The organism is Chryseobacterium sp. FR054 (genome assembly GCF_056844565.1).
In genome coordinates, this window is record NZ_JBXDSA010000002.1 from 386480 (window position 1) to 399599 (window position 13120).

At 38.0% G+C, this 13120-nt stretch carries 11 protein-coding genes; all 11 read left to right on the forward strand.

Annotation, left to right across the window (positions count from 1 at the left end; translation table 11 throughout):
• Positions 1-356: 356 nt before the first annotated feature.
• Positions 357-761, forward strand: a complete 405-nt coding sequence (gene tssD / locus AC106S_RS09165; RefSeq protein WP_482438770.1) for a type VI secretion system tube protein TssD — start codon at positions 357-359, stop codon at positions 759-761.
• Positions 762-940: 179 nt separating this feature from the next.
• The gene (locus tag AC106S_RS09170; protein WP_482438771.1) at positions 941-2878 is read left to right on the forward strand and encodes a type VI secretion system Vgr family protein; all 1938 of its coding nucleotides are present in this window, start codon (positions 941-943) and stop codon (positions 2876-2878) included.
• A 12-nt stretch (positions 2879-2890) separates the two neighbouring features.
• A complete protein-coding gene (locus AC106S_RS09175; protein ID WP_482438772.1) occupies positions 2891-4396 on the forward strand; it encodes a hypothetical protein in 1506 nt (501 codons plus the stop codon).
• A gap of 85 nt (positions 4397-4481) precedes the next feature.
• A complete protein-coding gene (locus tag AC106S_RS09180) occupies positions 4482-5213 on the forward strand; it encodes a hypothetical protein (protein ID WP_482438773.1) in 732 nt (243 codons plus the stop codon).
• Between the two features lie 329 nt (positions 5214-5542).
• On the forward strand, positions 5543-5947 hold the full coding sequence (gene tssD, locus AC106S_RS09185; RefSeq protein WP_482438770.1) for a type VI secretion system tube protein TssD: 405 nt from the start codon (positions 5543-5545) through the stop codon (positions 5945-5947).
• A 277-nt stretch (positions 5948-6224) separates the two neighbouring features.
• Positions 6225-7538, forward strand: a complete 1314-nt coding sequence (locus AC106S_RS09190; protein WP_482438774.1) for a peptidoglycan recognition protein family protein — start codon at positions 6225-6227, stop codon at positions 7536-7538.
• Positions 7535-8188: a hypothetical protein gene (locus AC106S_RS09195; RefSeq protein ID WP_482438775.1), complete on the forward strand. Its 654-nt coding sequence runs from the start codon at positions 7535-7537 to the stop codon at positions 8186-8188. The genes AC106S_RS09190 and AC106S_RS09195 overlap by 4 nt, the downstream gene beginning before the upstream one ends.
• 152 nt (positions 8189-8340) lie before the next feature.
• Positions 8341-10275 (forward strand): type VI secretion system Vgr family protein, encoded by a 1935-nt coding sequence (locus AC106S_RS09200; protein WP_482438776.1) that lies wholly within the window; start codon positions 8341-8343, stop codon positions 10273-10275.
• A 2-nt stretch (positions 10276-10277) separates the two neighbouring features.
• Positions 10278-11513: a hypothetical protein gene (locus AC106S_RS09205; RefSeq protein WP_482438777.1), complete on the forward strand. Its 1236-nt coding sequence runs from the start codon at positions 10278-10280 to the stop codon at positions 11511-11513.
• A gap of 1 nt (position 11514) precedes the next feature.
• A complete protein-coding gene (locus tag AC106S_RS09210) occupies positions 11515-12159 on the forward strand; it encodes a hypothetical protein (protein ID WP_482438778.1) in 645 nt (214 codons plus the stop codon).
• A gap of 96 nt (positions 12160-12255) precedes the next feature.
• A complete protein-coding gene (locus tag AC106S_RS09215; protein WP_482438779.1) occupies positions 12256-12927 on the forward strand; it encodes a hypothetical protein in 672 nt (223 codons plus the stop codon).
• The last annotated feature ends 193 nt before the right edge of the window (positions 12928-13120 follow it).

A 13120-nucleotide genomic window follows, 5' to 3' on the forward strand; every position in this document is an offset into this window, starting at 1 on the left:
GGTATTCAAAATGAATTTAGCAGGCATCCGGAATGAAAAATTCAGGGCTCTTACCACCGGATATTTTAAGATCATTATCATTCCCGGAAAAATGCATGAAATCCCGTTTTATTTCTCAATTGAGTGTAAAATATCTCTGTTTATCAGGGCTTGTAAGCTTATGGGAAATCTTCTGATGATAGGCTTTAAAGACTGTTTTTAAATCCAGTATCGTAGAATTACTACAAAAAGTCGTAGAACTACTACAATTTTTCAGATTTATAATGAAAAGCTTTTTTTTAAAAAAAGGACGTTTTATATTTGCTCAACAATCAATCACCAAATCACAAAATATTAACGATTAAAATTTACAAATCATGGCAGCAAATTCAAGAGGAATTTTAAAATTCAACGGAGGAGAAGGTCAGAAACTGTTAAAGCTGAATTACAGCGTATCAAGAACTACGGACGTTTCAGGACGTGTAGCATCAGACCCATCCAATGCACTTATCAAAATTACAGTTGAAGCTACTGAAAAATCAGACATCCTTGAAAGCTTATTAAATGGAAAATATAAGCCTACAACAGGAGAGGTTACTTTCAATAAGTCTCACGAAGAAGGTACACTCATCACTCTGAACTGGACGAACGGATACGTGATTCAGCATCAGGTGGAGTTCGATGCAATCGATGAGAACAGTATGCTGATCAGCTTTGTAGTAAGTGCGGAAACTATCGACTACGGAGGTTCTAAGTACGATGGAATATGGCCGGGTGCTTAATTTTACACTATTACACATCAACATTCATAAAAAAAGACTGTCCCAATAAAGACGGTCTTTTTTGCCTGGGATGATCTATTCTATATTGGTTACATAAAAAATAGACAAATAACCTGCCGGAAATTAATGGTCCGGATGATTTTTTTTATTAACTTTAATATATTCAAACACAACGAAATATGAAAGCCCAAACACAAAATATGCCGAAAAACTCTTCATTTCGCCCGTCTCAGAATGCTGACGGAATTTCTGAAAATCAACATTCCGGGATCAACCGCCTGGTGAAGCTGTCTTTAGTGGTAGAAGGAAAGATCATTAAATTCTACAAGCATTTCAAGCTGAAACAGAGTGCCACTCATCATCATGAATTCAGTTTAACCTTAGCACATGATGCTTTGGGAGACCGCCAGACCCATACTTTGGAAGAAGCCAATAAATTCCTGGGTAAACGCCTTACAGCGGTTATTTCCTATAAAGATATTGAGAACAGCCCCGAAAGAAACTTTGTGGGAATCATCACCAAAGTAGGATTCAGCCAGGAAAAAATGAGTCTTGGAAATATCGTTCTTTCCGGATACAGCCCTACCATTCTCCTTGATGGGGCTCCGCACGTACAGAGCTTCGGAGGCAGCCAGCCTGTCAATATGGGAATTATTGCAGAAGAAGTGATCAGACAGGGCATTGATAAAAGCCGGTTTGACATCAGAATCGATACCAACGATTATTCCCAGATCATATACAGCAGCCAGTATGATGAGACCCATTATAATTACCTGGCCAGAATGGCAGAAGCCTATGGAGAGCAGTTCTATTATGATGGTGAAGTCCTGCATTTCGGAAAGCTTCCGCCTCAGAATAAACCGATTCAGCTTACGTACGGAAGCAATGTGAATGATATTAAGGTAGAACTGAAAGCCGTTCACACAAAACCGGAATTTTATGGATATAACAGCAGCCGTAACGAAAAGCTTACTTCTGGTTCTACTCCTGTAAACCATGTAAGCGATCTTGCGAAAACAGCTTATGAGCATAATGACAAAATTTATAAAACACCCGCTCTCCAGGTAGCACCTATCAAAGCATCAACCCATCTTGATGTGGAATATTCGCAGAAAAGTGCCTCAGGAAGTGAGGCGGTAAATGTATTTTCGTTATCTGGAAATACTACTGTTCCGTTTTTACATCCGGGTTGTGTAGCCGATGTTCAGATGAGAAAGCCTGACAGCAATGAAACCTCCTATTTTACCAGAATTATGGTGACGGAAACCATCCACGAAATAGATACCATCGGACATTACACAGGAAGTTTCGAAGGAATTGCTTCAGATACGGGATTTTTACCCAAACCGGAATTTACATTACCCAAAGCCGAACCTCAGATCGCAACCGTCATTTCCAATGCCGATCCGGAAGGACAGGGAAGAGTACAGGTAAGATTCGACTGGCAGAACAACGATACCACCCATTTTATCAGAATGATGAGCCCGGATGCGGGAGGAACAGACCGTATCACCCAAAACAGGGGCTACGTGGCTATCCCGGAAGTAGGAGACCAGGTGATGGTGAATTTCGTTCACAGCCATCCGGACCGTCCGTTCGTAATGGGAGGAATGTTCCACGGTGGAGTAGGACTGGGCGGCGGATTGGATAACCGCGTGAAATCCATTCAGACCCGAAGTGGCCACAGGGTAGTATTTACAGAAGATGAAAGTATCATCATTACCGATAAATCCGGGAATGAAATCCATCTGGATACCACAGGAAGCAATATTACCATTACCGCACCTGAAACCATGACCCTGAATTGCCGGAATATGAACATCAATGTCGGTGAAAATATGACAACAAATGTAGGAGTCAATAAAATGGATACCATCATGGTCAATCATTCTGAAAGTGTAGGTTCTATGAAATACCTTTCCACCGGAGCAGATTTCATCACCAATGTGACCGGGAAGATGACTGAATTTATCCAGGGAAATAAAGAATCCCACACAGAAAAAGACCGGTTAAGGGTAGCCAACGGACAAATTACCACTCAAAGCCAGGGAACATTCGAACAGCATTCTGAAACAGAAGTACAAAACAATTCAGGAGAGAAGTCTAAAAACTACTAATTTTCTGTACTAATGAGCAAAGAATCTTTTATAGGTGGTGACTATATAGAAACAACCGGTGGTGATGCCAAAACTTTTGCAGGAAAAAGCCTTATAAATTCTTCTGCAGAGCAATTCACACAGAAAGGTAACCAAACGGGAGTAAGTTATAATGTAAACACGGCAGCCCCTTCGTTAGGCAGCCTGGATCTTATTAAAATTAAGATCAGTACTACTTATGATGTTTGCCATGATGAAGTTTCCGGTTTCAGTGAATTTAAAAATTTCTGGATATTGGAAGACAAAGGAAAGTACTACCATTGGCTTAGTCTGAGGGGAAATGCTGAAGACAAAAATAAACCGGATCCTTTACCCATTACCCTGGCAAGTACAGACAATTTTGTGCTGACAGCCACTTTTAAAACCAAAGCTCCGGTAACATGTAAAATCCGGGTGCAGGATTCAAACAAAAAATATATTTTTAAAGAGCAGCAGCATCCTAAAAAAAATAAGGATGAAGAACATGAGCTGACATTCACCTGCGATACAAAGCCCTATAAAGATACCGTGCAGTATCTGGAGAATTTTACCCTCAATTTTGAATATTCCGAAGACGGGAAAAATTGGGCGCCCATGAAAAGTGTGAAGTTCTGCCTGTACCTTACAATAGGAAATCCAGGATATGATCAATTGTCTCCTTCTTCAGCAAGAGGAGGAGAGTATACTGCAGAAGACGGAAATCGCAGGATTATAAATAGAGCGAACGGTAAAGAAAGCATACTGGAAACATTCCTGTATATTGGATGCAAATTTGGTAAAGGATCCAGAAATGCCGATGAAATTATGAATAATGTCTTTGCTCATATAAAAACTTTAAATGTTGAAAGGGCCCGTATAAAAGGAGCTATGGGATATTGGAGGAATACCAGCTCACTGCATGCCAGCAGCATGCGGTTCCGGGGAGTGAGATATTTGATAAAATATGGAGAAGCAAGGTGTGGAGAATGGAGTTCCTTTTTACAGGATATATGCAAAATACAGTCAGGAAGTCTGTTCACAGGTAAATTTGATAATTTTGTCATATTACCTACAGGAATTGTGGATGCCGGCGGATATAAGAACTCTCTGTTTCTGGTAAAAGAATGGACAATAAAAGACCCTATTGCCCCCGTAGATATAAAACAAAAAGCACAGGATTTAAAAAATATACCTTTGAATTTATTCTGGGACCATGTGTTTACCAAATACGGCAATACATATTTTGATCCCTCCTATGGGATATCCTCAACGGTAAAGTTTGCTGATGATGATGCATTGTTAAAAGATTATGCATCAAAAGCTCTGAGCGGTATTCTGTATGCCAAAACAGATCCTGCCAATCCGTTTACAGATGCTATAATCTATAAACCGCAGGCTGGGAAATATTTAGATCCATTTAAAGATTATACGCCTACTACTGATAAACAGAATAGATACAAATATAAAACGGTTATTTCGGATATGCAGAAAGAGTTGATTAAACAGATTTATCCTAATTAATAAATTGGCTATGAAAAGAATATTTTTTTTGATATTAGTTTTCTTACTACAATTGGTCTCATGTCAAACCCATACAAAATCTAATATGAATGCAAATGCTGAATTGATCTTTAATAAAGAACTGGATAAAAACCTTTCTGTTGAATGCTTTATAGACAATAGCGATAATTATTATACCTGGGAATTTAAAATCAAAGGCAAAGAAAACAAGACACTTGATCAGTTTAAGATCAGTAAACAGAAGCTGAATGAATATAGTCCCCTTGCCGGCAGGCCGGGTTTCTACAAACAGTTTAAAGTAATCGCAGCCTTTAAGAATCTGGATAATATTGTATTCCTGCTGGATAAATTCGGACAGGTTGATGTGCAGCTATACTCTTTATCAGGAAAGAGTTCCAGAGTTATCATTCCATTCAAAAGTTATCAGTTATCCCCAATGGATACTGACATACTGGGAGAGGATTTCCAGGATGTTAAAATGGTAAATAATACCATTTATACCCTTTCAAAACATCTGAGGGAAAACAGCACGATTTATCGTATTTCAATGGCCGATCTCATTGATAAAAAGGCACAGGAAAGCCTGATAAATGTATCTGTCAAAGAATCGGTTAAAAACCAGAATGGTGAACATAAAACGATTGTCCAGCTTGAAGACAGTTCCTACAAATCAACGGGGTTTGGTTTTAAATTTTCTTTGTTGGATAATAATCTTCTGGAGGTAAAAAAAGATAACGCAGACGATTTTATGATGAGAATTAATTTTACCCCTTCAAAAATGGATAAAAATAAGGACATTAATACAATTATAGAATAAAACCACATCGGAATTTTACTATAAAAGTCCTGTTTTCTGACAGGGCTTTTTTTTGAATTTTACCCTTCTGTATTCAGAAAATAAACCTTGATACTTCCCGGCTCAGTGTTAAAATAAAGATAGTCTCAATTAGAGGAAATTGCCGGCTAATAAAAGGAATTTTCGGGTGTTTTAAATCAAAAGTCGTAGAATTACGACATCAAATCGTAGAACTACTACAATTTTTCAGATTTATAATGAAAAGCTTTTTTTTAAAAAAAGGACGTTTTATATTTGCTCAACAATCAATCACCAAATCACGAAATATTAACGATTAAAATTTACTAATCATGGCAGCAAATTCAAGAGGAATCTTAAAATTCAACGGAGGAGAAGGTCAGAAACTGTTAAAGCTGAATTACAGCGTATCAAGAACTACGGACGTTTCAGGACGTGTAGCATCAGACCCATCCAATGCACTTATCAAAATTACAGTTGAAGCTACTGAAAAATCAGACATCCTTGAAAGCTTATTAAATGGAAAATATAAGCCTACAACAGGAGAGGTTACTTTCAACAAATCTCACGAAGAAGGTACACTCATCACTCTGAACTGGACGAACGGGTACGTGATCCAGCATCAGGTGGAGTTCGATGCAATCGATGAGAACAGTATGCTGATCAGCTTTGTAGTAAGCGCAGAAACCATCGACTACGGAGGTTCTAAGTACGATGGAATATGGCCGGGTGCTTAATATCATATCACTACACATCCACATTCATAAAAAAAGACTGTCCCGAAAAGGCGGTCTTTTTTGCCTGAAATAATCTTATTCTGTGAAGGTTACACAAGATAAGTGAATCAGAAAACTTCATTAAATAAAGAAACCGGATGATTTTTTTTACTAATTTTAATGGAGATAATTCAGTGAATCACTTACTGCAGAAAAATTCAAAGAAATTTTCTCCCGAAAAATATGAAATAAAAAGATCAGTTTAAAAAATAACACCAATTCTAAAAACCACTGAACAATGAGTAAGGAAAGCTACATAGGCGGGGATTATATTGAAACCACAGGTGGCAGTAATCTCAGTTTTGCCAAAGGAAATATCGTAAACTCTTCGGAAACACAGTTTAGACAGGAAGGAGCAGATGGGGTAAAATATGGAACGAATAAAGATCCTGTTAATATTACAGCCGCAGCAGTACTGGATGCGTATGTTGCCCGGCTTGAAGATAAAAGTTACGTGAAGATCAGTTCCGCTACGGTAGGTGATACGGTATATATTGTTGTGAAAACAGCAGGACTGACAGGTAAAAAAATAGAAGTCAATTTAAAAGACCGTGACGGTGTTGTAAGTGACAAACCTTATGGAGTAGTAGATCTGATGCAGGATGACAAAGATGTACAGGGATTGCTTACCGCAACAGTAGATAAAGAAGGTCTGGCCGTTTATAAAGTAAAGCTTCAGCCTTCCGCAGAGAAAAAAGATATTGAAGCCTGGGGAACTAAAATAAATGCCGCCAAAGATAAAAAAGTAAATACCTGTATCATAGTGGATGCCGGGAAACATAATCCCGGAGTGGAAATTACCTATATGGGGAAAAATGCAAAAGAGAGTGAAAATGATTCGCAGACAGCTTCCCGGCCCAATTACTGGCTTGATGAAAACGGAAAATGGTTTCAAATCAAATACTGTGAATGCAGCCTGTACTCTATTGATAAAGAATTACTGAACGGCCCGAATGTTGTTCATACCAAAGCAGACAGCAAAGTAAAAGGAAATGACGGAATCCAGAAAATTATTGCCATTGTTTTACACAGAACAATAGGTTCAACAATTTCCGGAGCGATTGCCCATTCAAAAGGAACCCATTTTTATGTAGAAGGAGCACGTGGTACGGACGGTGAAATATTCCAGCCGATCAAGCTGGATCAGTATTCCAATCATATTATGAACAAGACGGCCCGGACTGACCATATGGAAATACAGACAGAAAACTCCATCGGTATAGAAGTGGTTGGAATGGCTTATTACAAAGTAGGAAAGGACCTGTATACTGTTTACGATACCAAAGTGAAAAACCCGGAGTCTGTTAAATTAACAGGATCTTTCAAAGGTCAGCGCAAAGTGAACGGAAAATGGACAGATGATGATATTTACTGGGATCAGCTGACTGATGCACAGGTGAAATCAGTAAAGTGCATTGTAGTGGCCCTGATGAAAAAATATAACCTGAAAAAAGAAAATATCTTTACCCATGAAGAAATGCAGTCTAAAACCGCAGGAGAAGGTCAGGTGGTAAAAGATGCTGTTCTTTCATTATTAAACGAATGCTTATGAGAAACTTATTACTGATCATCGTTACATCCATTCTCTTTTCAGGGTGTGGCTCTTTACAGGGGCAGAATAAAGAGGTAGAGCAGTTTGTGAAAAAAGTGGTGCAAACCTATAATGATAAAAATTCTGATAAATTCAATCAGTTAATCAATAAAAATGCAGGGCTGACCCTTATTACCACCACCGGACCCAACAACAGCTGGCTGAAAATGCAGAAAGTCTGTCTGGATAAAAAATGCCTTGATCACCAATCTGCAGAATCGGCCGGCATTCCTTATCAGTCTCTTCTGGAAGAATACAAAACCGGGGACCTGAATTTAAATGCGATTGAGTTTACCGAAAAATCCTATTTTGAGTGTGATAAAATAGAAAAACAGGGAATTTTTGTTTCTTCTGAAAATAAATTTCATGCTTTGTCGGAATCTGTTCATTTCTTTCTTGAAAATTCACCCAAAATCCTGGGTGAAGAACTGGAACCAAAGAAAAAGAACGAACTGATAAAAGACATCGGGAAATTTAAAAAATTGGAAACGAAAAGCCGGAGAGTAACAGTAAACAGTAAAGACGGAACCTTTATTTTTTACATGACCCTTATAGAGGGCAAATGGTACCTTACCGTTATAGATTTTGCCTCTATGGACTGCAGTGTATAAATTTAAAAACCAGAAAATTATCAGGACTTTTACTTTGAAAAAATAATGGTATTTTGCCGGATCATTATTCAATAGAGAATGGCACGCTGGAGAAAAAGAATCCCGGCTGAAACAATAACCGCGGATCAGTTTAAATATTGATCCGCATAAAAATGAAAACCCAAACACAAAATATGTCGAGAAACACTTCATTTCGTCCGTCTCAGAATGCTGACGGTATTTCGGAAAATCATCATTCGGGAATCAACCGTTTAGTAAAACTTTCCTTAGTGGTAGAAGGAAAAATCATTAAATTCTACAAGCATTTCAAACTGAAACAGAGCGCCACCCATCATCATGAATTCAGTTTAACTTTAGCACATGATGCCCTGGAAGACCGCCAGACCCATACTTTGGAAGAAGCCAATAAGTTTCTGGGAAAACGTCTTACAGCAGTTATTTCCTATAAAGATATAGAGAACAGTCCTGAAAGAACATTTGTAGGCGTGATTACAGGAGTAGGATTCAGCCAGGAAAAAATGAGCCTGGGAAATATCGTGCTTACAGGATACAGCCCTACTATTCTTCTTGACGGAGCCCCGCATATCCAGAGCTTTGGAGGCGGACAGCCCGTGAATATGGGAATCATTGCCGAAGAGATCATCAGACAGGGAATTGATAGTGGCCGTTTTGATGTCAGAATCGATACCAATGACTACTCCCGGATCATATACAGCAGCCAGTATAATGAAACCCATTACAATTATCTGGCAAGAATGGCAGAAGCCTATGGTGAGCAGTTTTATTATGATGGTGAAGTTCTTCATTTCGGTAAACTTCCACCTCAGAATAAAGCCATCCAGCTGTTTTACGGAAGCAACGCCAACGATATAAAGGTAGAACTGAAAGCCGTTCACACAAAACCGGAATTTTATGGATATAACAGCAGCCGTAACGAAAAGCTTACTTCAGGTTCTACTCCTGTAAACCATGTCGGTGATCTGGCCAAAACAGCATACAGCCATAACGACAGCATTTATAAAACTCCGGCGCTTCAGGTTGCTCCCATAAGGGCTTCCACACATCTTGACGTTGAAAACTCCCAGAGAAGTACTTCCGGAAGCAGTGCCGTGAATGTATTTTCCGTTTCAGGATCCACCACGGTACCTTTTCTTCATCCGGGCTGTGTAGCCGATATTCAGATGAGAAAACCCGACAGTAATGAAACGTCCTATTTTACCAGAATTATGGTAACAGAAACCATCCACGAAATCGATACCATCGGCCACTATACCGGAAGTTTTGAAGCCATCGCCTCAGATACAGGTTATCTTCCGAAGCCTGATTTTACCGTGCCCACAGCACAGCCGCAGCTGGCAACCGTGACCTCCAATACAGACCCTGACGGACAGGGAAGAGTTCAGGTAAGATTCGACTGGCAGACCAATGATACCACTCATTTTATCAGAATGATGAGCCCGGATGCGGGAGGAACAGACCGTATCACCCAAAACAGAGGCTATGTTGCCATTCCTGAAGTGGGAGACCAGGTCATGGTAAATTTTGTCCACAGTCATCCGGACCGGCCTTTCGTGATGGGAGGAATGTTTCATGGGCAGACAGCACTGGGCGGCGGCGTAAACAATCACATGAGATCTATCCAGACGAAAAGCGGAATTAAAGTCCTGATGAATGACGATGAAAAAAGCGTAACCATCCTCGACCCAAGCGGAAATACCTACTTTATGGACGGAAGCGGAAATATTATGGTGACCGCCCCGAATGACATAACATTTACCGCCGGAAAAAATATGAATATCAATGTAGGAGAAAATATGAATACCACCGTGGGAATGAATAAATCCGACAGTATTTCAATGAATCATACCGAAAGTGTGGGAGCGATGAAAAATATTACCATAGGAGCCAATTTCATGACGAATGTGGTAGGAAGTTTAATGGAATTTGTGAAGGGGAATAGGGAGTCTAAAGCCCAGGAGGTTAAAGAGCAGGCCAAGGCACGAACGATCGTATCTCAGGAAAATAATAATATTCATTCCCAGAAAACTTTTAACAATAACAGTGGAGAAAACTCCAAAATACATTAATTATGTCAATCATACGAATAACAGAAGGTGAGAGTTCTACTTTTATAGAGGGTGGATGGACCGTTTTTACGAATGAATTTGAAGCTTATGCAGGAAAATTCAGCCATTTTACAGCCGAAGATGGAACTTTGTTAGGAACACCTGATGAGGCACCCAAAAGTTCTGATAACGCTTTTATTCCACTTATTACTGCTATTAATGATGAGGGAGACATGTTTAATTCTTATGAAGTAATTGTTAATGATAAAGAAGAGTGGACCTTTTCAGACTTATTAGATGCAGGTTTACAGAAACAGAAATCTCATGAAATCAAGTTTAAAACAGACGCATTAAACGTCAGAGTTAAATTTAAAGCCGAAAAAGGAAATGCAAATGCGAATGATAGTGATGGTGGAAATATTACAGTGCTTTTTTTTAAGGAAGGGGAAAAAAAATCTATTTTTTCAACAGTTATTAATGATATAAAATATGGAGATACTTTTTATATTGATTGGAACAGATCCAGAGATGTCTATCAGGTACAGTTATACGCAGATGATAATGATGTTTTTTTTGATGGCGATGTGAGTAACGTGAATTGTGGTATATCAAAAGTAAAAGGTTCAAAAGTAGGAAGAAGATTAACGCAAAATATTGAAAAATTGCCTATTGCCAGTGCATCTCAGCAACTACCCAATACCCATACATTTAATTTTCCTGAAGAATCCTTTAAAGTTGCTAACCAATACCAAAACCCTCATGGAATGTGTTTTGCAATAACGATGAAAAGAGTAGAAAAAGCTTATTCTGACACATGGAATATCACTGATGCAATAATGGTTGATATTAAGAATGAAGACTATCGATATTCAGGAACAACTACTCCAACAATTGATGATAAATATTTTGGATATGGAGTTGGAGGAGCATTGGCCAAAAATGGTTATGCAGATTTAGTAACCACTGATGAGATATGGGATGGAAAACTAGAAGAAGGAGCTATGATTCAATATTGGAATAATCGTAATGAAATTAGTTGGACATCTTTAAAAGAAGAGATTAGAAGCGCACTTAAAGGGAATAGTGCTCCCAATTTTAATGGTGGACATTCAGTGATTTTTAAATATTACAAATATGATAGTAACGGAAAAGTAATAGGTATGAAGTATTACGACTATGCCGGTATTCACAGAGAGTTTTCCATTACTGATAAAACAAAGAAAATAATGTTGGGAGCCAACCTAAAAGACAATAAATAGTATGAAAGTATTGTATCTCCTATTGCTTACCTTATTCTGTTTAACAAACTGTGAAACAAAAAAAAGAGATCTGGTATTACAAAAAACATCCGATACGCTTCAAGGTAAAAAAGATAGTATTGTAATCCGTCATAAGACAGAAGAAGATTTGAATAAAGAAATTCCGACGATAAAAATAAGTGAAAAAGATTCTGTAAATGCGAAATTAAAATTATTGCTTTCCGGTGAGAAAAAATATGTATCACTGAATGAAAGTAAACTATTTATGGCCTATTATCCCACTTTAAATAAGCTCTATTTTTTGAATGAAATAAAAAAAGGGATAACACTTCAGTCTGAAACCAATATTGAAATTTCAGAACTTTATTATAAAGACCGATCTGCTGCTCAAAAAGTTTTTGAAAATATAAAGAAACAATTAACGAATAAAGATAATGAATACGAGAAGGGAAATTATTTTTACGACTATTTTATGAGAGGAACGGTTTATATATTAGAAAAAAATAAAATCATGGCCATCATTTATCACCCTTCGGTTTATCCAAAGAACGATAAGATTGTCGAAAGCTTCTTAAAGAATAACAGCAATAGTTTTGATGCTGTCATCAGAACATTTATGATGGGGTCGTTTGATACTTTTAAATAAAAAAATATAATCATTCTATTTTCGTGATCCTAAACACTATATTTCACAAAGATCTCAATACAATAACCATAAAACCCAATTAAACCAAAGATTCACATGAGTACAGTCACCAATCAGCTTAAATACCTTTCAAAATTATCAGCAACATTTCTTTTCAGTGCACTGAAGATTTATGGAATAGGAATCCTTTCCACAGTGATCGTCATGGTAGCGGGAATTTATATATTATCCGCAAGTTTTGGCAGTGGTTTAGGACACAGCGGAGCGTATTTGTTTATAGTGGCTGCCATTACCACAAAGCCGGTTTCCGCAAGTCTTTTCTTTTTGCTGATGATAGCTGCACCGTTCTGTATCGGAATATTGGCTACAAAATATGCCATGTCCAACGTGATCAGCAAACTGGTTCAGGTCTACTCAGAACCTATTCTGATTCCGGCAATTGATAAAGTGATGAACAAGTTCAGATCCGGGCAGCCGGCCGTCATCCGGAACAGTGCCGACTATGCTTTAGTTAAAATCCAGCTGATCAACGAATTTAAAAACAGTTCAGAAAATAAAATAATAAAAAAGGTTTTAAGCTATGCCTTAAAAAAAATGAGCTTCGATGAACTGGATCTGAAAAACGGAAATATCAGTTTCTATGATCTGATTAAAACAAAACTGATCGAAAAACTGCACGAACTGGCAGAACCTTCCGCCATGATTTTTTATATCTATATAGGGCTGCAGTGGCTGAGTCTGGCTTTGCTCTATTTTCTGAATATATAAAAATAGGTCAGGCGGTCATATAATGATCTGAGCATTGATGAACAGAGTATTTGTTCACTTCAGGCAGGTATTAGTTCTCTATTCAAAGAATTACTATCTTTATCCCTGTATAAATTTGTATAAAAAAGATATATTTGTAAATACGTATCTTTTGACAGATGATACAGGCTGAAGATAATTTCCTCAGCCCTAA

What these genes read in the sequence shown, in the direction of transcription:
- tssD (WP_482438770.1), top strand. Translation starts at nt 357, where the DNA reads ATGGCAGCAAATTCAAGAGGAATTTTAAAATTCAACGGAGGAGAAGGT.
- AC106S_RS09170 (WP_482438771.1), top strand. Translation starts at nt 941, where the DNA reads ATGAAAGCCCAAACACAAAATATGCCGAAAAACTCTTCATTTCGCCCG.
- AC106S_RS09175 (WP_482438772.1), top strand. Translation starts at nt 2,891, where the DNA reads ATGAGCAAAGAATCTTTTATAGGTGGTGACTATATAGAAACAACCGGT.
- AC106S_RS09180 (WP_482438773.1), top strand. Translation starts at nt 4,482, where the DNA reads ATGAATGCAAATGCTGAATTGATCTTTAATAAAGAACTGGATAAAAAC.
- tssD (WP_482438770.1), top strand. Translation starts at nt 5,543, where the DNA reads ATGGCAGCAAATTCAAGAGGAATCTTAAAATTCAACGGAGGAGAAGGT.
- AC106S_RS09190 (WP_482438774.1), top strand. Translation starts at nt 6,225, where the DNA reads ATGAGTAAGGAAAGCTACATAGGCGGGGATTATATTGAAACCACAGGT.
- AC106S_RS09195 (WP_482438775.1), top strand. Translation starts at nt 7,535, where the DNA reads ATGAGAAACTTATTACTGATCATCGTTACATCCATTCTCTTTTCAGGG.
- AC106S_RS09200 (WP_482438776.1), top strand. Translation starts at nt 8,341, where the DNA reads ATGAAAACCCAAACACAAAATATGTCGAGAAACACTTCATTTCGTCCG.
- AC106S_RS09205 (WP_482438777.1), top strand. Translation starts at nt 10,278, where the DNA reads ATGTCAATCATACGAATAACAGAAGGTGAGAGTTCTACTTTTATAGAG.
- AC106S_RS09210 (WP_482438778.1), top strand. Translation starts at nt 11,515, where the DNA reads ATGAAAGTATTGTATCTCCTATTGCTTACCTTATTCTGTTTAACAAAC.
- AC106S_RS09215 (WP_482438779.1), top strand. Translation starts at nt 12,256, where the DNA reads ATGAGTACAGTCACCAATCAGCTTAAATACCTTTCAAAATTATCAGCA.